Source organism: Microbacterium sp. (assembly GCF_035687345.1).
Taxonomy (GTDB): domain Bacteria; phylum Actinomycetota; class Actinomycetes; order Actinomycetales; family Microbacteriaceae; genus Microbacterium.
In genome coordinates this window covers 1-25,831 of record NZ_DASRXZ010000069.1, presented here as the reverse complement: position 1 = coordinate 25,831, position 25,831 = coordinate 1, and the positions used below count along the sequence as shown (strand labels likewise).

Here is a 25,831-nt window from a genome sequence, read left to right as displayed (position 1 = left end):
CTGCACCGCGGCCTTACCTGGTGATCGGGGCGAAGCGGAGCTTGAACGACGCGTCGAGGATGACCCCGTCGACGTCGGTGCCCGCGACGGCCACCTGAGCACCCTGGAGGAGCGGCAAGGTCGAGAGCAGCTCGGCGACGCGCGACTGGATGTCTTCGATCATCTGCGTGCGCGTGTCGGGGTCGGTCTCGACGGCCTGCGCGAGGATGAGCTCCTCGGTCTGAGCGTCACTGAAGTGGTTGCCCAGGAAGTTCTCCGTGAGGAAGAACGGCGTCAGGTAGTTGTCGGCGTCCGAGTAGTCCGGGAACCAGCCGAGCTGGTACGCGGGGTACACGTCCGACGTGCGGTCCTCGGAGTACTGGACCCACTCGGTCGACTTCAGGTCGACGGTGAACAGGCCGCTCTCCTCGAGCTGCGACTTGACCATGGCGTACTCGTCGCCCGACGAGGGACCGTAGTGGTCGGGGCTGTACTGCAGGCTGAGGGCGACGGGCGTCTCGACGCCGGCCTCCTCGAGGCGAGCAGCCGCCTTCTCGGCGTCGGGGCCGCCGTTGCCGTCGCCGTAGAGCGGCTTGAGCGCCTCGATCGCACCCGCGAAGCCCTCGGGAACGTAGGAGTACAGCGGGGTGTAGGTGCCCTTGTAGACCTGCTCGGAGATCTCGTCGCGGTCGATCAGGTCGGCGATCGCCTGGCGCACCGCGAGGGCCTTGGCCGGGTCGGCCTCGGGCGTGGTCGCGCCGTACGGCTGCGTGTTGAAGTTGAACACGATGTAGCGGATCTCGCCGCCGGGGCCGTCGATGACCTGGACGTTGTCGTTGCCCGAGAGGTCGTCGACGTCCGTCGCCGACAGGCTGCGGTACGCCACATCGACGTCACCCTCCTGCACGGCGAGCTTCAGGTTCGACGACTCGGCGAAGTACTGCAGGATGACGCCCTCGTTGACGGGGGCGTCGAGCAGACCCTGGTAGTTCTCGTTCGGCGTGAACTCGACGGTCTTGTTGAAGTCCCACGACGTGATCGAGTACGGGCCGCCGAAGGCGTTCGCGTCGACGATGTCCTGGTCGGGCGTGATCGAGTCGGCCGAGAAGACCTCCTCGTCGACGATCGCGCCGGGGAAGCTCGTCAGGATGAAGGGGAACACCTGGTCGTTGGGCGACTTCAGCTTGAAGACGACCGTCGTCTCGTCGGGCGTCTCGATGCTGTCGAGGTTGTAGAGCAGGCTCGACGCGCCGTTCGGGTCGGCGATCGCGATGTTGCGCTCGAACGAGAACTTGACGTCCGACGACGTGAGGTCGTTGCCGTTGGCCCACTTGAGGCCCTCCGGCAGGGTCACGGTGTACTCGGTGTCGGACGTGAACTCCGCCGACTCGGCGAGGTCGGGCACGACCTCGGTGCTGTTGTAGTCGGTGTTGACGAGGTACGGGAAGACCTGCGTCTGGACCGCGAGCGAGCCGTTGTCGTACGAGCCGGCCGGGTCGAGCGTGGTGACCTTGTCGGTGGTGCCGACGATGATCGGCTCGCCCGATGCGTCGCCGTCGCCGCCGTTGCCGCCGCCACCGCCGGCGCAGCCGGCGAGGAGGATGGCCGAGGCGCCGAGCGCCCCGATCGCGAGGCCGAGACGGCCGCGCGCGCTGTGATGCAGTGACATTCTGTACACCTCTGCTGATTGGGGACGACCGCGCGGGGTAGGCGCGGTCCACCCGCAATCCTCTCTCCGACCAGGCGTATCCGGAAATCCGGTGAAGATTTCGTAACCAGACTGAAACCGATCAGCCGCGCGCGGCCCACCACTCGCGAAGCCGTCGCTCCGCCTCTTCTTCGCCGAGCAGTCCCTCGTCGAGGCGCAGGTCGAGAAGGAACCGGTACGCCTCGCCGACCTCGCGCCCTGGCTTGATGCCGAGGATCTCCTGGATCCGGTTCCCGTCGAGCTCGGGGCGCATCGCGTCGAGCTCCTCCTGGGCCGCAAGCTCCGCGATGCGCCGCTCGATGTCGTCGTACGCGGAGGCCAGGCGCGCGGCCTTGCGGCGGTTCCGCGTCGTCACATCGGCGCGCGTCAGGATGTGCAGCCGCTCGAGCTCGGGACCTGCGTCGCGCACGTAGCGGCGCACCGCCGAGTCCGTCCATGCCCCCTCGGCGTAGCCGAAGAACCGGAGGTGCAGCTCGATGAGCCGCGCAACGGAGTTGATCGTGTCGGTGTCGAACCGCAGTGCCTGCAGTCGCTTGCGCGCCATGCGCGCGCCCTTGAGGTCGTGGTGGTAGAACGTCACCCCGCCCCCCGGCTCGAGCCGACGGGTCGCAGGCTTGCCGATGTCGTGCAGCAGCGCCGCCAGGCGCAGCGGGACGTCGGGTGCGGCATCCGGATTCCTCGACTTCTCGAGCTCGATCGCCTGACGCAGGACGGTGAGCGTGTGCTCGTAGACGTCCTTGTGGTGGTGGTGCTCGTCGACCTCGAGGCGAAGCGCGGGGATCTCGGGGAGGAACTCGTCGATCAGGTGGGTCTCGACGAGAATGCGGATGCCGCGCACGGGGTCGTCGGTCTGCAGAAGCCGCACGAGCTCGCCCTGGATGCGCTCGGGGCTCACGATCGACAGCGTCTGCCGCAGGTCGGCGATCGCCGCCTCCGTGTCGGTGTCCACCGCGAAGCCCAGCTGCGACGCGAAGCGCGCGGCGCGGAGCATCCGCAGCGGGTCGTCGCCGAAGCTCACCGCGGGATCGACCGGGGTGCGCAGCCGTCCGGCCACGAGGTCCTCGACGCCGCCGGTCGGATCGACGAGCGTGCGGCCGGGAACCCTCAGGGCCATCGCGTTGACCGTGAAGTCCCGGCGGACGAGGTCGCTCTCGAGGGTGTCGCCGAACTCGACCGTGGGCTTGCGCGTGACGCCGTCGTAGCTGTCGGCGCGGAAGGTCGTGACTTCGACCTGCTCGCCCTTTACGCGCGCCCCGATCGTGCCGAAGTCACGACCGATGTCCCATTGCGCGGAGCTGATCGGCTTCACGACGCGCAGGATGTCGTCGGGCCGGGCGTCGGTCGTGAAGTCGAGGTCGTGCACGTCGCGACCGAGGAGTGCGTCGCGCACGGGCCCGCCGACGATCGCCAGTTCGAACCCGGCATCGGCGAACGCACGGCCGAGCGTGGAGACGACGGGAGACTCGGCGAGCGCGCCGAGGCGCGCGATGCCCTCGGCCATGTTGAGCATGGATCGAGCCTACCGAGAGGTCCGCGTCGCCCCGGCGCTGCGAAGCCGCCGCCGCCGACGGGATGCCCGTCACCGTCGGGTCGGCTGCCGGCCCGTCGGCGGCGTGGTCTCTTCGTCCCGCACCCCCGAGCCCTTCCCAAAGGCCGCCGCACCCACTCGAACTCCCCAGTACGAGATGCGACGCCTCGACGCACCGGATCGGCGCGCCTGAGCCGAGATATTGCCGTGCTCCGACACCCCGCGTCAATGGTTCATTTGTAAAGGTTTGGTATACATCGCCGCTCTCCGGTCCGCGGGCGATCGAAGACGCGCGCTGATCAGGTGAAAACCAGGAAGCCTGTGAATGCGAGCTCCCGCACTCGCTGAAGCAGCTCTTGACGCAATGCCGGGGCATCCGCGTCGAGGAGCTCGGCGATCGCGTCGATCAGCACGCCCGCGGGGAGATCACCGTCGCACGCTCCGACGAGCGCGGCGAGGCCGGGATCGACCGAGATCGTGCGTCCGAATCCCCCTCCCTGCCGAAGCTCGATGACCGTCGGATCGGCCTCGCCGGGGCGATGGTGACGCGCCTCGGTCACATCCGGGGAGACGGAGAAGACGGATGCCGCGACCCCCGTGTCGTCGAGCTGAACGAGTCGATCGTGCGCGGCGAGCGCGGCCGCGAGGTGCTGGCCCAGGCCGGCCTGATCCGACACCGCCTGCGGCAGGTGCTCGTACCTCGCGAGCGTCGGCGGACTCTCGGCCGGGCGTCGCAGGAGAACGTATCCGAACCCGACCTCGGTGACCCCGCGCGCCGCGAAGTCTTCGAGCCACGCGTCGATGAGACGAGCGAACTCCGGCGTGCCCGGCACCGTCCCGCCGTCGCGCACCCACAGTGCGGCGTACGACATCGGGTCGAGCGTCTCGCGTTCCACGACCCATGCGTCGAGGGGAACAGCGGATGCCTCCACCCATCCGCGCACGCGATCGAGTCCGCTCACGCCGTCGTGGGTCTCCCAGTTCGCGAGCAGCTGCGCGACACCACCCGGCGCGAGCTGCTCGCCGACCTGCGTAATGAAGGCGGCGACGAGGTCGTCCCCGACCATGCCGCCGTCGCGGTACTCGTACTCCGGCACGTCGTCGCGCCGCGGGGTGATGACGAAGGGAGGGTTCGACACGATGCGGTCGAACATCTCGCCACGCACGGGTTCGAAGAGGCTCCCGCTGCGGGTCTCGATCCCGTCGACGCCGTTGAGCAGTGCGTTCATCCGCGTATAGGAGAGTGCACGGTCGGAGATGTCCGTCGCGACCACGTGCGACACGGCCTGCCGCGCACGCAGCGATTGGATGCCGCATCCGGTGCCCACATCGAGCGCTCGCCCGGCAGGCGTGGGCAGCTGGATCGCCGCGAGGGTGAGTGACGCCCCTCCGACGCCGAGCACGTGGTCCTCCGGCAGCGGCCCGGCGAGTGCAGTCTCGTCGAGGTCGCTCGCGATCCACCACTCCCCGTCTCCCCGGGCGTCGGAGAACGACTGGGGGCGGATGAGCGCGAGGGGCCGGACATCCGGATCTCCGTCGCCCGCCCTCACGATCTCCGCGAGCCCGAGCGCCTCGAGGCCTTCCACACCCGTGCCCGGCAGCACCCGCGCGACGTCGGCTGCCGGTTGCGGCATTCCGAGCACGAACAGGCGCGACAGCACCGCGACGGCGTCGTCGCGACCCGCGAGCCCGCGAAGCGCGGGTCCGCGTAGCCCCCGCACGACGGCGTCATCGGCCGCCGCGCCCCAGCCCGACCGCACGGCCTCCGAGGTGAACCCCGCATCGCGCAGGTCTTCGGCGAGTGCGCGGCACAGGGCGGGGTCGGGGTTCGGCGTCACGGCGTCCATTCAACCCGCATCCGCCCCGCCTCACCGGGTGCGCCCAACCCCGACCCGTAGAATCACACGAGATCGTGCGGTCGTGAATCGCACACGAGCGAAACCCCCCAGCATGACCGTGACCTCCCCTGCACCGGGATCACCCGGACGCCCGGCGCGCCGACGCTACGCCGGTGCGCTCGCAGTGGTCGGCGTGATCGTCGCGCTCGTCACGGCGGTCGCGCTTCCCGGCGCTTCGCTCACGGCGGCGGCGGATGCCTCGCCCACCCCTACGCCCACCCCGACGAGCAGCGGTGAGACGCGGTTCACGCTCGCACCCGTCGGCAACGGGATCGTCCGACCGGGCGAGGCGCTCACCGTGTCGGTCTCGGTGCGGAACGAGACTCCGCTCCCCGTGTCGGCGAGCGCGGTCACGCTCTCGCTCGGCGGCAACGCGTTCCCCACCCGGACGGCGTTGCGCGCGTGGCTCGCGGGCGACACCGATGGGGTGACGGTCGCACCGGTGGCCGACATCGTCCTCGAGGCGGTCGAGCCCGACGCCGAGCAGTCCGCCGCGATCGCGGTCCCCGCCGACCACGCGGCTCTCACAGGTCTCGCGCCGGGCGTTTATCCGCTCGTCGCGACGTACGACCTCCCGTCGGGCCCCCTCGTCTCGACGAGCGCCATGATCGTGCCCGACGACGCGTCACCCGCCGTCGGCGTGGGCGTGCTCGTTCCGATCACCGCCCCGCCGCTCACCGAGGGGCTGCTCTCCGCCGACGAGCTCGAGGCGCTCACGGCACCCGGGGGCTCCCTTGCGAACCAGCTCGACGGCGTGACCGGCACCTCCGCGATCCTCGCGATCGACCCTGCGATCGTCGCTGCCATCCGTGTTCTCGGCGCCGCCGCCCCCGAATCGGCCCTCGCGTGGCTCGAGCGACTCGAAGCGCTCCCCAACGCGCGCTTCGCACTGCAATACGGCGATGCGGATGTCGCAGCCCAGGTCAACGCCGGCATCGAGCCGCTCGCGCCGACGTCGCTCACCGCCTACATGAACGTGACGGACTTCCCGGCGCCCACACCCTCGCCCACGCCCGACGGGAGCCCGTCGCCGACGGCGTCTCCCGAGGCGAGCCCTTCGCCCACGGACGACCCGGATGCGCCTGTGCTCCCGTCCCTCGAGGAGCTGCTCGACGTCGGCGCTTCGCGCGCGAACGTGTACTGGCCGGCGACGGGCACCGCGAGCGCCGCGGTCGTGGACGCCCTCACGGCGCTGGGCACGGAGGACGATCCCGCCCTCACGGTCCTGTCGTCGGCCGACACCGCCGCCGGACGCGGCGGGGGAACGGTGACCGCTCACGCGGCATCCGGTGAGGCCGAACTGCTCGTCTACGACGCCGATGTGTCGGCGGCCCTCAATGCCGCTTCGTCGTTCTACGGCACCGCCGGGCGCGGTGCGCCGCTCACCGCCGCGACCGCGTACCTCGCCTTCGCGATGGCGGAGTCCGCGGGAGCGTCGATCCTCGTGACGCTCGACCGCGGTGCTGACCGATCGCACACCTCGATGCGCGCGGCGATCAATGCGGCAGCGGATGCGCCGCGCGCGGCCGAGGCGTCCCTCCCCCTCCTCACCGCCGAGCCGCCTCGGGCCGCGCAGCTCACCGACGCGGAGCCCGATCAGGCCCGCACCGACGCGGCGTCGGCGCTCACGGCCGACGAGAACGAGATCGCGCGCTTCGCGACGATCCTCGACGAACCGTCGCTGCTCACCGGTCCGCAGCGCGCCGAGGTGCTGCAGCTTCTCGGCAACGGGTGGCTCCCTGACCCGACGTCGTGGCAGGTCGCCCTCGCCGACAACCGCGAGCGGACGCGCGCGACGCTCGACGCCGTCGGAATCCTGCCGCCCAGCACCATCCAGCTCTTCGCGTACGGTGCGGGCGTGCCCGTGTGGGTGCGCAACGAGCTCCCGTACCCCGTGAACGTCGTGCTCTACGCGTCACCCGACGACCTGCGCCTCGATGTGCAGGAGGCGACCCAGGTCACCGCGAGCGCCGCGAGCAACACGCGCGTCGAAGTGCCGGTGCAGGCCCGCGTCGGAAGCGGCGAGGTGACCGTCGATCTCCAGCTGCGCAGCCGTTCGTTCGAGCAGATCGGAGACCCTCAGTCCGCCGACGTGTGGGTGCGCGCGGAATGGGAGACCGTCGGCACCGTCGCCCTGGGCATCGTGGTCGCGGCCCTGCTCGGGCTGGGTGTCGTCCGCACCGTCCTGCGGGCGCGACAGCGAAAGGCGGATGCCGCAACCCGCGGCGCCGGAGGCGAGCAGGCTCCTCGCGAAGAAGGCGGAGCCGGCTCGTGAGCGGGATCGGTCGCGCGAGCGCCCTCATCGGCGCCGGAACCGTCGTCTCACGACTGACCGGGTTCCTCCGGGCGATCGTCCTCGTGTCCGCGATCGGCGCCACCTCCGGAGCCGGCAACGCATTCGCGATCGCCAACCAGCTGCCGAACAACATCTACGCGATCGTCTCGACCGGTCTGCTGTCGGCGGTCGTGGTGCCGCAGATCGTGAAAGCGGCCGCGCACGACGACGGCGGTCGCGCCTTCATCTCGAAGCTCTTCACGCTCGGCACGGTCACGCTCCTCGCGGTCACCGTCGTCGCGGTCGCAGCCGCACCGTGGCTCGTGCAGCTGTACGCGCCCGAGTTCCCGCCCGAGCAGCAGGCGCTCGCGACCGCGTTCGCGTACTGGTGCCTGCCTCAGGTCTTCTTCTACGGGCTGTATGCCCTCGTCGGCGAGTCCCTCAATGCACGACGGGTATTCGGGCCGTTCACGTGGGCGCCGATCGTGAACAACATCGTCTCGATCGCCGGCTTCATCGTCTTCATCCTCCTGTTCGGGCAGACGCAGGCCGTGAGCGAGTGGACGCCCGAGATGATCGCCCTCCTCGGCGGCACGGCCACGGCGGGCATCGTCGTGCAGGCGCTGATCCTGCTGCTGTTCTGGAGGCGCACGGGCCTGCACGTGCGGCCGGACTTCCGCTGGCGCGGTGTCGGCCTCAACCACATCGGCCGGCTCGCGGGGTGGACGTTCCTCATGGTCGTCGCAGGACAGATCGCGGGCTTGATCCAGTCGCAGGTGCTGTCGGAGGCCGCCGAGCGCAACCCCGGCATCTTCGTGTCGCAGAACGCGTGGCTGCTGTTCATGCTCCCGTACTCGATCATCGTGCTCTCGATCGGGACCCCGTACTTCACCCAGCTCAGCGAGCACGCCGCCACGGACCGCAGCGATGACGTGCGAGCCGACATCGGTCGCAGCATCCGCACCCTCGGTGTGTTCATCGTGATCGCGACCTTCGCGTTGGCCGCGGCGTCCGTTCCCGCATCCCGCATCTTCACCGGAAGCCGCGAGGAAGCGGTCGGCGCGGCCGTCGTGCTCGTGTGCTTCCTCGTGGGCCTGGTCCCCCTCGCGGTGCTGTTCGTCGTGCAGCGCACGTTCTACGCCTACAACGACACCCGCACGCCGTTCTTCTTCACGATCGTGCAATGCGCGCTCGTCATCGCCACAGCGTGGACCGCTCAGGCACTGCTGCCGGTGGAGTACCTCGCGGCCGGCGTCGCACTCGGCCAGTCCTTCGCGAGCATCGTGCAGGTCGTGATCGCGACGTGGCTGCTCGAGCGGAAGCTGGGGCGGATCGGCACCGCCTCGTGGCTCTTCGCGCTCGGACGATTCACGCTCGCGGCGATCCCGGCGGCCGCCGTCGGATGGCTCGTCTTCGTGCTGTTCGGCGGCGTCGACGGCTGGACGGCGTCGGACAAGCTCCTCGGGGCGGTCGGGGCCGCCGTCATCGGGATCGTGTCCATCGCCGTGTACGTCGGGATGCTCGCCCTCCTGCGTGCCCCCGAACTGGCCGTCGCGACGCAGGTCGTGCGCCGGGTCATCCGCCGATGACGGCGAGTGAAGCCGGTTTTCGTCCCGTGGAACGCCTTCAGGGACCCGGAATGCCCCGCGGCTACCATGTGTTGAACCATCCGGAACCATGAAAGGGGCGCTCGTGCGTCAGGTCATCATCATCGGATCGGGGCCGGCGGGTTACACCGCAGCCATCTACGCGGCTCGGGCGAACCTCAATCCGCTCGTCGTCGCCAGCTCGGTCGAGGCCGGTGGTGAGCTGATGAACACGACCGACGTCGAGAACTTCCCGGGCTTCCCGGAGGGCATCCAGGGCCCCGACCTCATGACGAAGATGCAGGAGCAGGCCGAGCGCTTCGGCGCCGAGGTCCTCTACGACGACGCGGTCGAGCTCGACATCGACGGACCGGTCAAGCGCGTCAAGCTCGGCTCGGGCAAGGTCGAGGAGGCCGACGCGCTCATCTTCGCGACGGGCTCCGCGCCCCGCAAGATCGGCATCGACGGCGAGGCGCGCCTGTCCGGGCACGGTGTGTCGTACTGCGCCACGTGCGACGGGTTCTTCTTCCGCGAACGTGTCATCGCGGTCGTCGGCGGCGGCGACTCGGCGATGGAGGAGGCGACGTTCCTCACGAAGTTCGCCTCCAAGGTGTACGTCATCCACCGCCGTGACGAGCTGCGTGCGTCGAAGATCATGCAGGAGCGTGCGTTCAAGAACGAGAAGATCGAGTTCGTCTGGAACAGCGAAGTCGTCGACATCCTCGGCGACGACGCGGTGACGGGCGTCGTGCTGCGCAACACGGTCGACGGCTCGACCTCGGAGCTCGCGCTCGACGGCGTGTTCGTCGCGATCGGCAACGACCCGCGGGTACACCTCGTGCACGGCAAGCTCGACCTCACGCCCGAGGGCACCGTGTGGGTGGACGGCCGTTCGTCGCGCACGTCCGTTCCGGGTGTGTTCGCGGCCGGAGACGTCATCGACCCGACGTACCGCCAGGCGGTCACGGCGGCCGGCAGCGGCACGGTCGCAGCCCTCGACGTGGAGCACTACCTCGCGGCGCTGGGTGAGGCGGGCGAGCCCGACGTGCGCGGCGACCAGATCGAGAACCTCGCAGGAGCGGACGCGACGGTCTGACCTCTCGCTGCGTGCGGGCAGGCCGGCGCACCGGAACAATCCGGGTGCCCGACGCGTTATCACAGAGACTGACTTCCGACTGAAGGAGAGAACATGACCGCCAAGGCGACGACGTCCGCGACGTGGGAGCAGGACGTGCTTCAGGCCGAGGGCCCCGTGCTCGTGGACTTCTGGGCCGAGTGGTGCGGCCCGTGTCGCATGGTGTCACCCGTCCTGGACGAGATCCAGTCCGAGCACCCCGACAAGATCACGATCCTCAAGCTCAACGTCGACGAGAACCCCGACCTGGCGATGAAGTACCGGATCACCTCGATCCCCGCGATGAAGGTGTTCCAGGGCGGTGAGGTCAAGACCACGATCATCGGCGCCAAGCCCAAGTTCGCGCTCGAGCAGGACCTCGCCGAGTTCATCGGCTGAGATCTCCCGTCGCACACACGGATTCGCCCCGGTCAGCGTTCGCGCCGACCGGGGCTTTCGTATGCCCTCCGCCGGCGTCGGGATGCGGCTACGAGGCGTCGGCCCGCACTACCGCGTCCCAGCGACGCGGTGCGCCCGTCTCGCCCAACAGTCGCCAGACCGCGCGCGTGAGTGGCGGGTAGTCGAGCGCGATCTGCCGAAGCACGCGATAGTGACGGGCCGCGTTGGGCACCGATCCGCCGTTCGCGGCGATGTTCTCGGCCCGCAGCATCAGGACGACGAGCTCATCGACTGTGGGCAACTCCTCCATGAAGTCCCACGGGTCTTCGCCGGCGCGGAGCCGCTCGTCGACGAGGACCGACAGCTCATCGGTCGCCTCCGCACGGAGCAGTTCCAGACTCGCGCGCTTGCGCGGCGTCTGCTCGTGCGTCGTCATTGGTCAAGCGTAAGCGCTCCCGGCGACATTGCGGCCGGCACCGGCGTGTCAGGCAGGGCAGCCATGGTCCTCGCTGGCCTTCTCGGACGCACCGCCGACCTCAGTGCGGCTGGCCTCAGAGCGCGCCGTACTCCGATTCGCCGATCTCCGCGAGGATCCGATTGAGGTCTTGGATGCTCGCGAAATCGATGTTGATCTGGCCTTTTCTGGCGCCGAGGGCGATGCGGACGCGTGTGTTGAGCCGATCGCCGAGGCGCGCGGCCACCTCGTTGAGGTGGGCCTGGCGGCTCCCGGCTTGCGGCTTCGGGACGCGTCGGGGGCCGGCATCCGCACTCTTGGCGGCGAGCTCTGCCGCACGCACCGAGAGGTCCTCGTTGACGATCTTGTCGGCGAGGCGCTGCATGGCCTCGGGGGTGTCGAGTGACAGAATCGCGCGGGCGTGACCGGCCGACAGCACCCCGGCCGCGACACGCTGCTGCACGGGCAGCGGCAGCTTGAGAAGGCGGATGGTGTTGCTGATCTGCGGGCGCGAACGGCCGATGCGAGCGGCGAGCTCCTCTTGCGTGATGCCGAAGTCCTCGAGGAGCTGCTGATACGCGGATGCCTCTTCGAGCGGGTTCAGCTCGGAGCGATGCAGGTTCTCGAGGAGCGCGTCGCGCAGGAGGTGCTGGTCGGCCGTGTCGCGGATGACCGCGGGGATCGACTCGAGGCCCGCCTCGCGGGCCGCGCGGGTGCGGCGCTCCCCCATGATGAGCTCGTATGTGCCGTCGCCCTTGTCGCGCACGACGACCGGCTGCAGCACGCCGAACTCGCGCACGCTGTGCACGAGCTCCGCCAGGTCGTCCGGGTCGAAGTGGGTTCGCGGCTGGCGAGGGTTCGGGACGATGGCATTCGGGTCGATGTGCACAAGGCGTGCGCCCGGAACCTCGACCAGCTCCTCGAGCTCAGCCGGCGAGGGGACGTCGTCCTCGGCGACCGTCCGCGGGAAGAACACGTCACTCGGACGCACCTCGGTCGGCTCAGCCGTCGGGATGAGGGCGCCGATCCCGCGACCCAGACCAGTGCGCTTCGCCATCAGGCGCCTCCTTCACTCAAGACGTGTTCGTTCTCGTCGACGACCGGCTCGGCGCCGTCGTGGTTCTCGTCGGCGGTGGTGGCCTCGCTGCCGACCCCGTTCGGGCTGTTGCCGCCCAGCGCTCCGCTCTCGCCGCGCGCGACGATCTCGACAGCTGCCTCACGGTACGCCACCGCACCAGCGGACTGTCCGTCGTATGCGATGACCGTCTGACCGAAGCTCGGCGCCTCGGAAACCCGCACAGAGCGCGGGATCACGCTGTTCAGCACCTCGTTGGGGAAGTGCGCGCGCACTTCTTCCGCGACCTGCTGAGAGAGGCGCGTGCGCCCGTCGTACATCGTCAGCAGGATCGTCGAGAGGCGAAGCTCGGGGTTCAGGTGCTTCTGAATCATCCGGACGGTCGCGAGCAGCTGGCTGAGGCCCTCCAGTGCGTAGTACTCGCACTGGATCGGAAGCAGGACCTCCTGGGCGGCGGTGAATGCGTTGATGGTCAGCAGGCCGAGTGACGGCGGGCAGTCGATCAGCACGAAGTCGAGGCGGTCCGTCGACGAGGCGAGGTAGTCGTCGAGCGCGGTGCGCAGACGGTGCTCGCGGGCGACCTGTGACACCAGTTCGATCTCGGCGCCGGCGAGGTGGATCGTGCTGGGCGCGCAGAGCAGGTTGGGCGACTCGGGGCTGACCTGGATGATGTCGGCCAGGGGGAACTCGTCGATCAGCACGTCGTACACACTGGGGGTGTCGGCGTTGTGCGGCACGTTGAGGGCGGTGGAGGCGTTTCCCTGGGGGTCCAGGTCGATGACGAGCACACGCGCGCCCAGATCAGCGAGAGCGGCTGCGATGTTCACCGACGTCGTCGTCTTTCCGACGCCGCCCTTCTGGTTCGAGATCGTGAGGACACGCGTCCGGTGGCCGCTCAGGTCGAGCGAAACGTCGTCAAGGGCGCGTCGGCGGGCCGTCAATGAGGCGAGTTCGCGAGCGAGTGGGGTGTCTTCGTCGTCGATCGAGAAGGATGCCGCGGCGTCGGCGTCCTCGGGTGGTTTCACGTGAAACACCTCTTCTTCGCGCTCATCCATGGCCGCCTTCCACTCTAGCCGCCACTCGTGAGCCGCCCATCCAGAAACCGCGACCTCTGGCCGATCCTCACCGTCGAGCGGTTCGGGAACCGCGACTTCGTGGGCATCCTCGACTTCACCGTGGTCGGTGTGACCCGGCGTGTCCCCCTCGATGGCATCCAAGGGTTGCTCTCCGACGTCGGAGTACTGCTCTTCCCTGTCGGGGTACTGGTCGTCGGTGTCGGGTGCGGCGATCGGCTCGGCCTCCGCGGGCGGCTCGGCAAGCGCAGGTGGGACAGCGGCGCTTTCGTCGTCGGCCACTGAGGGAGTCGTCGCGGATGGCGGTCCGTCCTTCTCGGCGGGACGTGCCGGCGAAACCGGGTCCCCCGCCTCTGCGGCGGAATCGTCAGCGTGCGACAACTCATCCGACTGGGTCCCGGGGGCGGACGCGTCGATGACGTCACCCCGGGCCGTGTCGGTCGGCGCGGACCCGTCCTCGTCCATCGCCGTCGACGCGGGGCTTGTTCTCGTGTCGCCGGCGACCGGCTCTGACGACACGGGTTCCTCGTGAGAAACCCCCGGGTCAGCATCGTCATCGGACGGCACCGGTGCTTGAGGCGGTTTCTTGCGTGAATCCGGGCCCTCCTCGGCGCCGGGAATCTCGTCGGGGGGCGACGCGTCGCCGCCCGGCTGCTCCTCATCGCGGGGGGTCGTTGGGCCATGCGGTCGAAGCTGGTCCTCGGTCACCTCTGCGCGATCGTCGCCCATGGAGCTCTCGGCCGACTGCAACTCTCCACTCGGGCCCGCCGGTGCTCCGGGAACCGGCTCACCGGACGAGGGCCGGGAATCGGTCGTTGCCTCTCGTTGATGGGTCGGTGGTTCGCTATCCGCGGCGGATGGGGACGCGGGTTCAGACGCGTGAGCCTTCTTCTTAGCGCCAACGCCGAAGAGTCTCAGTATCGAGGCCCACAATCCTCGTTTCACGTGAAACATCACCTCTCGCGTCGTTGTGGATCTCGATGCGGCTCGCACCGTCGCGGCCACCTTCGATCAGACTAGCCAGGCAGGGGCTCCCCTCCCCTCGCATGACACTCTTCTCACGGGAGTCCGCCGACTTGGCGTCGCATCCACGAGCGAAACTGCGCTCCGCGACAGGGTCGATCGCGGTGCGATGGTTTGCCTTCTCGGTTGGTTCAGGGCATGAGGCGTGACCTCATCGAGTCACGGCGAGCGCCAGACTCGCCCAGCCGGATGGCTTCGTCGGACTGCGCGCACTGACGTGGCGGTCGTGGCGCCGGGGACTCCCGGTCGGTCTCGAGAGACCGCCGGCACCCGTAGCCGGACTCGCCCTCATGCCGCACACGTGAGTCCTCGGATTCTGCACGCGCTCAGCTGTGCCGTGGCGAACGAGGTCGCGGAGTGCGTCTCGAGAGCAGATCGGATGAGGGCGCCCGGGGAATCGACTGCGAGCGACCTCGGAGTATCGCCCGCCGGAGCTCGGGCCCTCGACGCTCGCGGTTGCATTCGCTGCAGCATCTGACGATCCCACGGCGGAACGGCGCACCGCCCCTCTCAACGCCCGACGCACCGCAACAATCCCCCGACTGTTTCACGTGAAACGGTCAACTCCATCCCGGGAAGGACAGGCGCCCGGGGCACGACCGAGCAGCGCCGGACGCGTTGCGCGATGACGAACGCGAGCGGTGCGGGGCGGGTGGTGCTGTGTGCCGTGTCGACGTGGCACCTGCAAGGACGACCCCTCCGAGCGACGGCATGACGGCCGCCGGCGCCGGCCCGGCCTTCGTGCGCGCCGAGCCACGGTCAACACGCGATCTGCCACAGGCCGCGCCGGCGTCGGCACGCGATCCTGCCGTGCCGCGGGCACTCTCCGCGCGCGAGCTCCCCGTGCAGGCGTATAGGGGTGACGGAGCGATCGTAGGCAACGGCGCGGCCCATCGCCTCCCGCGCCGATGCGGCGATGTTTCACGTGAAACGGCTCACACCGACGCCCCTTCGTTCCGGTTGACGCGGTCGGGCAGGCATCTCAGCGCCCCGCCTTCATCGTCGTGCTGAGCGTGACGGCCGCGGCAATCGCGAGCGCCCCGAATGGCTGATGCGATCTACCGCGCGGGGCGACCACCCTGAGTGTGAATCATGTTCGGCACTGGCGGGGGATTCGGTGATCGCGTCCTGCCACGGCTGCAAGCGTCTGGCGACCTGCGAGGCAGAGGCTCAACATCGTCGAAGCGGCTTCGGATTCCGCGGACGCCCGAGCAAGGCGACGACAGCCTTGGCCGTCGCGCACCCATCGGGATGTTGTCACCGCACCCCGATCCGCGCACAGACGAGCTCGCCCGATGCGGGACGGTACGAGGTCCCGCCCCCGCACCGCGTGTCGCCAAGTGGAGGGTTGTCGCGCGGCCCCCCATGGGATCGCGCCGGTACGCGCTGACCGCCTGCGCGGTCCCGCGGCGAGCACGTGACGCGCCGCCGGCATCCGAGGCTTCGCAGCGACGACCGAACTAGATCACGCCACCCGGCCTACACCATGTCGTCAATCGCCGAAGCGACGGAGCTGGGCCCTCTTCGCGCGGCCAAACCGGGGCCCGGGCTCTCTGCCTGTCTCGGCAACCTCGTTCTGCGAACGCCGCCCTCTTATCCCCGCGGCCTCCGAGTCGCTCGACCAAGGAGATCGAAGCTCCACAGACCGGGCGCGGTCACTCCCGCGATGCAGGCGGAACCGTCATTCCTCCGGGCAGCCCGTTGGAGTCGCGCCTGACCATGGCAGACCGACGCTCCCTGAACCACCGCCCGCCGTTCGTCGCACCACCCGCCGACTGTTCTGCCGTGGAGCGCGTACGCCCTGCGTGCACCGGTTACTGGGTATGCTCGGCGACCCGAGACGAGCACGTCACGCCCGTCAGGCCGACGATTCGCGCTGTTTCACGTGAAACACCCTGCCGACGCACCCACCGCAGGGAGTGTCAGCCCACGGTCGCCCGCACCACCCGCGTGGGCTCCTCCAGCAGGCCCTCTCCGAGCACCTCGATGTGCACATCGCTCAGCTTGAAGCGTCGGATCTGCTTCTCGGCGGCACTGATCTCATTGGGAGCGCCGGCGCCCTTCAGCAGGGCCAGTTCACCGCCTTCCCGCACAAGGGGTGCGGTGATCGGGATGAGGGTCCGCAGCGCGCTCACGGCACGGGCCGTCACCGCGTCCAGCGACCGGCCCCAGGCCCAGTCTTCGGCCCGCGCCCGAACCACCTCGACGTTGTCGAGCCCGAGCGTCGATGCCTGCTCCTCGAGCCAGGCGATTCGTCGCTCCATCGGCTCGATCAGCACCCACTCGACGTCCGGCCTCGCGATCGCGAGCACCAGCCCGGGCAAGCCGGCCCCTGAGCCGACGTCGCCGACTCGTCCGGAGAACAACGGCGCAGCGACCGCGCAGTTGAGGATGTGCCGCGACCACAGACGCGGCACTTCGAGCGGCCCGATGAGTCCTCGTTCCTCGCCGTGCTCGGCCAGCGCCTCGGTGAACGCCCGCGCGACGTCGATGCGGTCGCCGAAGATCGTGACAGCGGCATCCGGTTCAGGCTCGATCATCGGTGCTCCGTTGGTGAGGTCAGGAATGCGTCCGGGAGATTCGTCGGCGGCGCAGTCTGCGGAAGAACGATGATCCCGGGAGAAGACGCACCGCGCCAATCATGTCAGGACGACTGGGATGCACCCCTGCCTGCCCAGCCCGTTTCACGTGAAACGCTGAGCGCCGGCATCCGCTGCGGTCGCGGAGTGCCGGCGCTCAGGTGACAGGGTCAGCGGCGGCGGATCACCGTGTGGCGATCGGCGCCCTCGCCGTATGACTCCGACACGAGGCCCCGCTCAGCGACGAGGTCGTGCACGATCTTGCGCTCGTAACTCGTCATCGGGGGGAGCGACGCCTGCGACGCGCCGGCGTCGAGGCGCGCGACCGCCGTTTCGACCAGGCGGGCGAGCTCCTGTGTGCGTGTGGCGCGCGAACCGCCCACGTCGAGGATCAGGCGCGAGAAGCGCCCGGTGCGGTTCTGCACGGCGATGCGCGTCAGCTCCTGCAGCGCCTGCACGGTGTCGTGATCCGACAGCAGTCGCAGCGCACCCGGGTCTTCGGCCTCGACCGACACGTATGCGCGGCCTCCGCGCACATCGAGAGCGAGGTCGCCGTCGATGTCGGCGATGTCGAGGAGTTCCTCGATGAAGTCGGCCGCGAGGTCGCCCTCCTGCTCGAGCTGCTCGACGGTCGCCGGCTCACGGCCGATCGACTCGGCCTCGACGGGGCTGGGGCTGCTTGTCGTCATGACAGTCCTTCGCTTGATTGCGGTCGGGGCTTCCGGATGCCGGTGTCAGGAGCCGGCCTGCGCCGACGGTGACTGACCGCCCCGCTTCTGAGCCTGCTTCTTCGCCCGCTGCTTGCTCACCGGCTGCTGGCGCTTGGGCGTCGCCGCCTTCGCACGCTCGGCCTCTTCGAGGAGACGGCGCTGCTCGGCCTCATACTTCTCGATCGGCACGACCTTGCCGCTCGAGTCGATCGCCTTGCCCTTGCGGGCGAGGCGCTCCTCGCGGGCCTTCGCCGCCTCCGAGCCCGGGGTCGGCATCTCGCGGATGACGAGGAACTGCTGGCCCATGGTCCACAGGTTCGACACGAACCAGTAGATGACGACACCCAGCGGGAAGAAGACGCCCGAGAACACGAACGCGAACGGCAGGACGTACAGCATGATCTTCTGCATCTGGTACGCCTGGCCGGTCTTGGCCTCGGGGGAGAGGTTCTTCGAGATGATCTGCAGCTGAGTGAAGAACTGCGACGCGATCATGAGGACGACCAGGATCAGCAGGATGATGATCGACGTCGTGTTGCCGGTCTCGATCGCCGTGATGAGGTTCTCGTGCAGAGAGGCGACGCCGAGGAGCTTCGCGTCGTAGAACTGCTGCGTCAGCTCGTTGCTGAGCAGGCCGACACCGCTGAAGTTCGGGTTGGTGGCGATCTTCTGGACGTCGTTCAGAACGCTGAACAGCGCGAAGAAGATCGGCATCTGAACGAGCAGCGGGAGGCAGCTCGACACAGGCGTCGTGCCGTGCTTCTTGTACAGAGCCATGGTCTCGCGGCTCATCGCCTCGCGAGAGAGCTGATCGCGCTTGCCGCGGTACTTCTCCTGAATTTTCCGCAGTTCAGGAGCGATTTCCATCATCTTGCGCTGGCTCTTGATCTGACGCACGAAGAGCGGGATGAGCGCCGCGCGCACGACGACCACGAGGCCCACGATCGCGAGCACCCACGTGATGCCGTCGGCCGGCGGCAGGCCGATCGCGGTGAACAGCCAGTGCCACGCGACGAGCACGAGCTCGACGAGCCACTTGAGGGGCCACAGGATGGTCCCGATCAGATCGAAGCCCCCGCTCGCCGATTCGGGGGCGGGGGTGGAGGCCAGCAAGAGATCCATGCGGAGGATCAGTCCTTTCCGGAGGGGCTGGGTACGACGAACCCGCGCGGGGTCAGGCCGTACCGGAAGTTCTTGCGAAGCGGCACGTCGTCGACGCCGCCCTTCGCCCACGGGTGGCAGCGCGCGAGGCGGGCCGCGGTGAGCGCGGTTCCGACGACGGCGCCGTGCTGCTGCACCGCACCGACGGCGTACGCCGAGCATGACGGGTAGTACTTGCACACGTCGCCATACGTGTGCGAGACGGTGGCGCGGTAGCCGTGCAGCAACGCGAGCAGCGCATTGCGCGGCAGCAGGGGGATCGCCGAGAGAAGACCGGATGCCTCGAACCGGGCTTCGCCGAGCGCGTAGGCGGGAAGGACGCTCATGCCGCACTCCGGGCGAGGCAGCGCGAGATCTCGGCGCGAAGCTCGCTGTACGCAGCGTTCGCCGAGCTCGGAAGCGCGCGGATGACGACGTCCGTTCCCGGACGAACGGATGCGAGCGCCTCGGCGCACACGGCCTTCAGCCGCCGGCGCACGGTGTTGCGTACGACGGCGGTGCCGACCTTCTTGCTCACGATGAATCCGAAGCGCGGCGGCGCGGTGGCCGCTTCAGCGCGGGTCGACACGTAGCTCACGGTGTGCGCGGCGGCACAGCGACGACCCCGACGGACGACGGCCTTGTAGTCCGCTCCGCGGGTGAGTCGGTTCGGCCTCGCAAGCACCGGGTCTTCGGGCCGGACTCAGGCCGAGAGCTCGGTGCGCCCCTTGGCGCGACGCGCCGAGAGGATCGCGCGGCCGGCGCGGGTGCGCATGCGGGCGCGGAAACCGTGCTTCTTGGCGCGGCGGCGGTTGTTGGGCTGGAACGTGCGCTTGCTCATGAGATCTCTTCCGGATCAGGTGTCACCGGGCGGGGAAGCCAGCGACAGACTGGCCCTATGGAGACCGGAGACGGCGTACAGGGGACTGCCACGAGGGCATAAGTCAACCGATTAAGGCTACGTCGAGACGCCTGAGAACTCAAACCGAGCCGAACCGCGACATTATCCCCAATCCGGCGCCCGAGCGTGGCAATGACACGCGGCCGAGTCCTACAGTGGAGTTTGCCCCCGCCGCGGCCTCTGACCTACCGTGGCTTCGGCAGTTATCCACAGGCTCGCGTGACCGCAACGCGGGCCTGAGGCGCATCAACACACCCGGGGGGGCCATGTCATCGCACCAAGTTCCAGACGTACCAGTCTGGTCAGCCGTGCTCGACGAACTCACCGCGGACGAACGCATCACACCCCAGCTGTGGGGCTTCCTCAATCTCGCCGTCGCCCAGGGGGTCATGGGCGGCACGCTCTACCTCGATGTGCCGAACGACCTGACGGCGGCGCAGCTCAACAAGCGCATGCGCTCGCCGATCCTCGAGGCGATCTCTCGCGTGGGCGACGATGAGGTCGCGACGTTCCGCGTCGTCGTCAATCCCGATCTCGCCGACCAGCATCTGACCGCGCCGATTCCGGTGCAGTCGCCGATGCCGTCCGAGCCGATCGCGCCGTCGCAGACGGCGGCCGGTGCGCGGGCCGGAATCCCGGAGACGACGGATGCGGCATCCGCCGGTTCTCGCTACGACACGCGGCTCAACCCGAAGTACACGTTCGACAACTTCGTCATCGGCCAGTCGAACCGCTTCGCGCATGCGGCTGCGGTTGCCGTCGCCGAGGCTCCCGCGAAGGCCTACAACCCGCTGTTCATCTACGGCGACTCGGGGCTCGGCAAGACGCACCTCCTGCACGCGATCGGCGACTACGCGCTGAGCCTGTACGCCGGCATCCGTGTTCGCTACGTCTCGAGCGAGGAGTTCACGAACGACTTCATCAACTCGATCGCGAACAACCGAGGGTCGGCGTTCCAGGCGCGCTACCGCGAGGTCGACATCCTCCTCATCGACGACATCCAGTTCCTGCAGGGTCGCGCCGAGACGCAGGAGGCGTTCTTCCACACCTTCAACACGCTGCACGACCACGACAAGCAGGTCGTGATCACGAGCGATGTGCCGCCGCGCCAGCTCACCGGCTTCGAGGACCGCATGCGCAGCCGGTTCGAGTGGGGCCTGATCACCGACGTGCAGGCCCCCGATCTCGAGACCCGCATCGCGATCCTGCGCAAGAAGGCGCAGAACGAGCGGCTGCAGGTGCCCGATGAGGTGCTCGAGTACATCGCGACAGTGGTGTCGTCGAACATCCGCGAGCTCGAGGGCGCGCTCATCCGCGTCTCGGCGTTCGCGAGTCTCAACCGTTCGACGCTCGACATGTCGCTCGCCCAGACCGTGCTGCGCGACATCGTCGATCAGGACGACGCGAACGTCGTCTCGCCGACCGACATCATCAATGCGACTGCGCACTACTTCAAGCTGTCGGTCGACGACCTGTACGGGTCGAGCCGATCGCAGGCGGTGGCGACCGCGCGCCAGATCGCGATGTATCTGTGCCGCGAGCGCACGAGCCTGTCGCTGCCGAAGATCGGCCAGCTCTTCGGCAACCGCGACCACACGACGGTCATGTACGCCTACAAGAAGATCAGCGACCTCATGAAGGAGCGCCGCTCGATCTACAACCAGGTGACGGAGATCACGGCGCAGCTCGGCCGCACCGGCCGCTGACCTGGAACCCATCCTCGTCCGGGATCACACGCTGAGTATTCCCGTGTGTTCCCGTCGTTGCGCGGGCCGTCGAAGCGGATGCCTCACCGCGTCCATCCCGGCCGCGCGGCGCCTCGGGCAATATGCCTCAACGGATGCTTGACACCTGTGGACAACGGGGCCATCATTCGCGTTCTTCACAGTGTGGAAAACCTGTGGATAACTCGGGACCACTGCGGAAAGCCTGTGCACACAGCGCGCCTCCCTGTGGACGAGGACGGCTCGACGCGCATCCGCGTGATTCCGCGGTCCCACGGCTCTCCGCAGCCGTTCCACAAGTCACACGTGTGTAGTTCCCAGGCGCCGACTGACAAGTCGCGAGTTATCCACACTTTCCACAGCGGTTAACACCATGACAAGAAATTCCTTGATGAAGAATCGTTCGATCACCTCGACGTGAACGGAGCCGCGACGCGGCATCGACGGCGACAAACCACTGGCGGGGCCTGTGCCTGGCACTAGCATGGGTAGCCCAGCCCGATGTCGAGGGAGCGTCCGTGAAGTTCCACGTCAATCGCGATGTGTTCAGCGAAGCCGTGTCGTTCGTCGTGAAGCTCCTGCCGCAGCGCAATCCGCAGCCGATCCTGGCCGGTGTGCTCATCGAGGCATCCGACGCCGGCCTGTCGCTCTCGGCATTCGACTACGAGGCGTCCGCCCGCACGACGATCGAGGCCACGGTCGACGAGCCAGGCACGATCCTCGTCCACGGCCGCCTGCTGTCCGAGATCGCGAGCCGCCTGCCGAACGCGCCGATCCAGATCGAGCTCGACGAAGACGGCATCGTGCTCACGTGCGGCTCGGCCCGCTTCACGCTCGCATCGATGCCGGTGCAGGAGTACCCGGCGATCCCCGAGGTGACGGGCGAGTCGGGCCTGGTGCCGTCCGAGGACTTCGCGACCGCGATCTCGCAGGTCGCGTTCGCCGCATCGCGCGACGATGTCACCCCGGTGCTCACCGGTGTGCAGCTCGAGGTGTCGGGCACGCAGCTGAGCCTCGTCGCGACCGACCGCTATCGCGTGGCGCTGCGCGACATCCCGTGGGACGCCGGCACCGTCGCATCCGACGAGCAGACCACCGCGCTCGTTCCGGCGCGCACCCTCACCGAGGTGGGCAAGACGTTCGCGCACGGCGGCGACATCTCGATCTCGTTCTCGGGCTCGGGCGACCGCGAGATCATCGCGTTCACGGCGGGCAACAAGACCGTGACGTCGCTGCTCATCAAGGGCAACTTCCCTCCCGTGCGCCGGCTCTTCCCCGAGCAGACCGACCACCACGCGGTCGTCAACACCGCCGACCTCAGCGAGGCAGTGCGCCGTGTGTCGCTCGTGCTCGACCGCTCGGCTCCGCTGCGTTTCACGTTCGCGTCCGACAGCGTGTCGATGGACGCATCCGGCACCGAGCAGGCCCGCGCGTCCGAGTCCGTCGATGCGAACCTCGTGGGTGAAGACGTGACGCTCGGCCTCAACCCGCAGTACCTGCTCGAGGCGCTCGCGGCCGTGCGCAGCGAGTTCACGCGCATCACCTTCACCTCGAGCGAGAACGCGAACAAGCTCAGCCCCGTGCTGATCACGCCGCAGACCTCGGTCGACAAGGCGGGCGAGGACTCGTTCAAGTACCTGCTGCAGCCGAACCTGCTGCTTCGCTGAGCCGGGCGGCTCTCCCGGCCCGCTGTCACACGGGCGGAATAGGGTGACAGGGTGATCGTCGAGCAGCTGAGCCTCGTGGACTTCCGCAATTACGCGGAAGCCGACGTCTCGCTGCATCCGGGGCCGAATGTCTTCGTCGGCCGCAACGGCCAGGGCAAGACGAACCTCGCCGAGGCGATCGCGTTCTTCGCGACGCTCGGCTCGCATCGGGTGTCGACGGATGCGCCGATGGTCCGCCACGGATCCGACGCCGCGATCGTGCGGGCGCGACTCGCCCACGGCGAGCGTCGCGTGCAGCTCGAAGTGCAGCTCAACAAGCAGGGCTCGAACAAGGCGCGCGTGAACGGATCGCCCGTGCGCACCGCCGAGCTTCCGCGCTACGCGCAGGTCGTGCTGTTCGCTCCGGAAGACCTGCAGATCGTGCGCGGAGACCCCTCGGCCCGCCGGCGCTTCGCCGATCAGCTGCTCGTCCAGCGGCGTCCGCGCATGGCGGGCGTGCTCGCCGACTACGACCGCGTGCTCAAGCAGCGCACGACTCTGCTCAAGACGGCGCGGGCGCGCGGCATCCGCCGAGATGCACTCACGACGCTCGACGTGTGGGATGACAAGCTCGTCGCTCTCGGCAGCCAGGTCATCGAGGCGCGGCTCGCCCTCGCCGACGAGCTCGCCGGACCGTTGGCGCGCGCGTATACGCAGATCGCCGGCGCCGACCACCGGCCCGAGCTCGAGTGGGCGCTCACCGTCCGAGGGGTCGATGCCGAAGACGCCGACGGCGACGAAAGCGCGATTACGGCGGATGCAGCCCCCACCGGCATCGCCGACCAGTTCCGCGCCGCGCTCGCCGCCCGCCGCACGGCCGAGCTCGAGCGCGGCCTCACGCTCGTCGGGCCGCATCGCGACGACCTCATCCTCCGCGTGCGCGGACTGCCGGTGCGGGGTTATGCGTCGCACGGTGAATCGTGGTCGGTTGCGCTCGCGCTGCGCCTCGCGTCCGCCGAGCTGCTGCGGGCGGAGTCGCAGCTCGGCGACCCGATCCTCATCCTCGACGACGTGTTCGCCGAGCTCGACGCCGAGCGCCGCACACGTCTCGCAGCCCTCGCGGGCGATTTCGAGCAGGTCGTGGTGACGGCGGCGGTCGAGCAGGACGTCCCCGACACCCTGCGCGCGCGGATCGTGCGCGTCGAGGCGGGTCGGATCCTGGAGAACGCGGATGCGTGACCCTTCGACGGGCCGTGACCCTTCGACGAGCTCGGGGACCGACGGCGGCCGGCCGGCGCCCGGCGCATCCGACGGCGTTCCCGAGACGATCGCGACATATCTGCGGCTGCGCGGGCTCGAGCCATCGGCCCGTGCCGTCCGTCGTCGTCGGCGTCGCTACGAGGACGACGAGAACCAGCCGTTCACGCCCGGCCGCGACCCGCGCGGGGTCGGCGACGTGCTCGCCGCGCTCACGCGCGAGGCCGGGTGGGACCCCCTGCTGGCACGCGAGGATGTCGTCCGCACGTGGCATGAGGTGGCCGGCGAGGACACCGCGCGGCACACCCGGCCGGTGGCCTTCACGGAGGGAACCCTCACGGTTCAGGCCGACTCGACGGCGTGGGCGAAGCAGCTCCAGCTCATGCGCGCGCACATCATGACCGAGATCGTCCGGCGCTATCCCGAGGCCGGGGTCGAGAGCATCCGCTTCATCGGACCGGACGTCCCCTCCTGGAAATGGGGCTCCAGAACGGTTCCAGGGCGTGGCCCGCGCGATACCTACGGTTAAGACAGGTCCGATACCGTTCCGGGCGATTTCCGGGCCGCACAAGGCCGTATAAGCCTGTCGGCAGGGTTCCACAGGGTAGGATGGAGTAGTCCCCCGGAACAGATGCGGAGCCTCGAAACCTATGACGTCAGCGACCCCCGATAGCGTGCCCGAGGAACCGCGTTCGCGACCCGCACACAAGGCTCCGGGCGACTACGGGGCAGACGCCATCCAGGTTCTCGAAGGACTCGAGGCCGTCCGCAAGCGCCCCGGCATGTACATCGGCTCGACCGGTGAGCGCGGTCTGCACCACCTCGTGTACGAGATCGTCGACAACGCGGTCGATGAGGCCCTCGCCGGCTTCTGCGACACGATCGAGGTCACGATCCTCGCTGACGGCGGCATCCGCGTCTTCGACAACGGCCGCGGCATCCCGGTGGACATGCACCCGACCGAAGGCAAGTCGACGGTCGAGGTCGTGCTGACGGTGCTGCACGCGGGCGGCAAGTTCGGCGGTGGCGGATACGCCGTGTCGGGTGGTCTGCACGGCGTCGGCTCGTCGGTCGTGAACGCGCTGTCCAAGCGGCTCGAGGTCGAGGTCCGGCGACAGGGCTACGTGTGGCGGCAGTCGTTCCGCGACGGCGGCGTGCCGCTCGCGCCGCTCGAGCGCGGCGAGGAGAGCGACGAGACCGGCACCATCATCACGTTCTGGCCCGACCCGGAGATCTTCGAGAGCGTGTCGTTCGACTACGACACCCTCCGCACGCGCTTCCAGCAGATGGCGTTCCTCAACAAGGGCCTGCGCATCAGCCTGAGCGACGAGCGGCCCGAGTCGGCGTATGCCGTCGACAACGACGGCGAAGAGGCCGAGCGTCAGCCCGCCGACAGCTACCTCTACGAGCGCGGTCTCGTCGACTACGTCGAGTACATCAACAAGGTGCGCAAGGCCGAGACGGTCAACGACATCATCGACTTCGAGTCGGAGGACACCGAGCGCAAGATCGCGATGGAGATCGCGATGCAGTGGACGACGAGCTACACCGAGAACGTCTACACCTTCGCGAACACGATCAACACGCACGAGGGCGGAACGCACGAAGAGGGCTTCCGCGCCGCGCTCACCGCGCTGGTCAACCGGTACGCCCGTGCGCAGGGCCTGCTGAAGGACAAGGACGAGAACCTCTCCGGCGAGGACGTGCGCGAGGGTCTCACCGCCGTCATCTCGGTCAAGCTCTCCGAGCCGCAGTTCGAGGG

Annotated in this window: 21 protein-coding genes; 9 read left to right on the top strand and 12 right to left on the bottom strand. The window is 68.8% G+C overall.

What is annotated here, in order from left to right; translation table 11 throughout:
- Positions 1-13 precede the first annotated feature (13 nt).
- The 3 genes from VFF97_RS08230 to VFF97_RS08220 form a co-directional block, all read right to left on the bottom strand.
- Positions 14-1,648 (bottom strand): ABC transporter substrate-binding protein, encoded by a 1,635-nt coding sequence (locus VFF97_RS08230; RefSeq protein ID WP_325033010.1) that lies wholly within the window; start codon positions 1,646-1,648, stop codon positions 14-16.
- A gap of 121 nt (positions 1,649-1,769) precedes the next feature.
- Positions 1,770-3,197, bottom strand: a complete 1,428-nt coding sequence (locus tag VFF97_RS08225; RefSeq protein WP_325033009.1) for a CCA tRNA nucleotidyltransferase — start codon at positions 3,195-3,197, stop codon at positions 1,770-1,772.
- Positions 3,198-3,514: 317 nt separating this feature from the next.
- Complete coding sequence (locus tag VFF97_RS08220) at positions 3,515-5,062, bottom strand: DUF7059 domain-containing protein (RefSeq protein ID WP_325033008.1); 1,548 nt, start codon at positions 5,060-5,062, stop codon at positions 3,515-3,517.
- A 103-nt stretch (positions 5,063-5,165) separates the two neighbouring features.
- Here VFF97_RS08220 and VFF97_RS08215 point away from each other — a divergent pair, with 103 nt between their 5' ends.
- The 4 genes from VFF97_RS08215 to trxA all read left to right on the top strand — a co-directional run bounded on the left by VFF97_RS08215 (position 5,166) and on the right by trxA (position 10,487).
- Positions 5,166-7,388: a DUF6049 family protein gene (locus VFF97_RS08215; RefSeq protein ID WP_325033007.1), complete on the top strand. Its 2,223-nt coding sequence runs from the start codon at positions 5,166-5,168 to the stop codon at positions 7,386-7,388.
- Positions 7,385-8,977 carry a murein biosynthesis integral membrane protein MurJ gene (murJ, locus tag VFF97_RS08210; protein WP_325033006.1) on the top strand — a complete coding sequence of 531 codons (1,593 nt, stop codon included), beginning with the start codon at positions 7,385-7,387 and terminating at the stop codon, positions 8,975-8,977. The genes VFF97_RS08215 and murJ overlap by 4 nt, the downstream gene beginning before the upstream one ends.
- Before the next feature lie 103 nt (positions 8,978-9,080).
- Positions 9,081-10,070, top strand: a complete 990-nt coding sequence (gene trxB / locus VFF97_RS08205; protein WP_325033024.1) for a thioredoxin-disulfide reductase — start codon at positions 9,081-9,083, stop codon at positions 10,068-10,070.
- A gap of 93 nt (positions 10,071-10,163) precedes the next feature.
- A complete protein-coding gene (gene trxA, locus VFF97_RS08200) occupies positions 10,164-10,487 on the top strand; it encodes a thioredoxin (RefSeq protein ID WP_325033005.1) in 324 nt (107 codons plus the stop codon).
- An 88-nt stretch (positions 10,488-10,575) separates the two neighbouring features.
- On the opposite strand, the gene VFF97_RS08195 is transcribed toward trxA, so the two are convergent.
- The 9 genes from VFF97_RS08195 to rpmH all read right to left on the bottom strand — a co-directional run bounded on the left by VFF97_RS08195 (position 10,576) and on the right by rpmH (position 19,382).
- Positions 10,576-10,923 (bottom strand): tryptophan synthase subunit alpha, encoded by a 348-nt coding sequence (locus VFF97_RS08195; RefSeq protein ID WP_325033004.1) that lies wholly within the window; start codon positions 10,921-10,923, stop codon positions 10,576-10,578.
- Between the two features lie 115 nt (positions 10,924-11,038).
- The gene (locus VFF97_RS08190; protein ID WP_325033003.1) at positions 11,039-11,998 is read right to left on the bottom strand and encodes a ParB/RepB/Spo0J family partition protein; all 960 of its coding nucleotides are present in this window, start codon (positions 11,996-11,998) and stop codon (positions 11,039-11,041) included.
- Positions 11,998-13,071 (bottom strand): ParA family protein, encoded by a 1,074-nt coding sequence (locus VFF97_RS08185; RefSeq protein WP_414684238.1) that lies wholly within the window; start codon positions 13,069-13,071, stop codon positions 11,998-12,000. The genes VFF97_RS08190 and VFF97_RS08185 overlap by 1 nt, the downstream gene beginning before the upstream one ends.
- Before the next feature lie 2,963 nt (positions 13,072-16,034).
- A complete protein-coding gene (gene rsmG, locus VFF97_RS08180) occupies positions 16,035-16,652 on the bottom strand; it encodes a 16S rRNA (guanine(527)-N(7))-methyltransferase RsmG (RefSeq protein WP_325033002.1) in 618 nt (205 codons plus the stop codon).
- Positions 16,653-16,861: 209 nt separating this feature from the next.
- A complete protein-coding gene (locus VFF97_RS08175) occupies positions 16,862-17,380 on the bottom strand; it encodes a protein jag (protein WP_325033001.1) in 519 nt (172 codons plus the stop codon).
- A gap of 45 nt (positions 17,381-17,425) precedes the next feature.
- A complete protein-coding gene (gene yidC, locus VFF97_RS08170; protein WP_325033000.1) occupies positions 17,426-18,523 on the bottom strand; it encodes a membrane protein insertase YidC in 1,098 nt (365 codons plus the stop codon).
- Positions 18,524-18,531: 8 nt separating this feature from the next.
- Positions 18,532-18,888, bottom strand: a complete 357-nt coding sequence (gene yidD, locus VFF97_RS08165) for a membrane protein insertion efficiency factor YidD (protein WP_325032999.1) — start codon at positions 18,886-18,888, stop codon at positions 18,532-18,534.
- Positions 18,885-19,226 (bottom strand): ribonuclease P protein component, encoded by a 342-nt coding sequence (gene rnpA, locus VFF97_RS08160; protein ID WP_325032998.1) that lies wholly within the window; start codon positions 19,224-19,226, stop codon positions 18,885-18,887. The genes yidD and rnpA overlap by 4 nt, the downstream gene beginning before the upstream one ends.
- An 18-nt stretch (positions 19,227-19,244) precedes the next feature.
- Positions 19,245-19,382, bottom strand: coding sequence for a 50S ribosomal protein L34 (gene rpmH, locus VFF97_RS08155; protein WP_022879826.1), 138 nt, complete (start codon positions 19,380-19,382; stop codon positions 19,245-19,247).
- Positions 19,383-19,708: 326 nt separating this feature from the next.
- Between rpmH and dnaA the strand changes: the two genes are divergently transcribed.
- From dnaA to VFF97_RS08130, 5 genes are all read left to right on the top strand, one after another.
- On the top strand, positions 19,709-21,148 hold the full coding sequence (gene dnaA / locus VFF97_RS08150) for a chromosomal replication initiator protein DnaA (RefSeq protein WP_325032997.1): 1,440 nt from the start codon (positions 19,709-19,711) through the stop codon (positions 21,146-21,148).
- A gap of 536 nt (positions 21,149-21,684) precedes the next feature.
- On the top strand, positions 21,685-22,833 hold the full coding sequence (gene dnaN / locus VFF97_RS08145; RefSeq protein WP_325032996.1) for a DNA polymerase III subunit beta: 1,149 nt from the start codon (positions 21,685-21,687) through the stop codon (positions 22,831-22,833).
- A 51-nt stretch (positions 22,834-22,884) separates the two neighbouring features.
- Positions 22,885-24,051, top strand: a complete 1,167-nt coding sequence (gene recF / locus VFF97_RS08140; RefSeq protein WP_325032995.1) for a DNA replication/repair protein RecF — start codon at positions 22,885-22,887, stop codon at positions 24,049-24,051.
- Positions 24,044-24,598, top strand: coding sequence for a DUF721 domain-containing protein (locus VFF97_RS08135; protein ID WP_325032994.1), 555 nt, complete (start codon positions 24,044-24,046; stop codon positions 24,596-24,598). The genes recF and VFF97_RS08135 overlap by 8 nt, the downstream gene beginning before the upstream one ends.
- Positions 24,599-24,719: 121 nt before the next feature.
- A partial coding sequence (locus VFF97_RS08130; RefSeq protein ID WP_325032993.1) for an ATP-binding protein occupies positions 24,720-25,831 on the top strand: 1,112 nt, incomplete at its 3' end.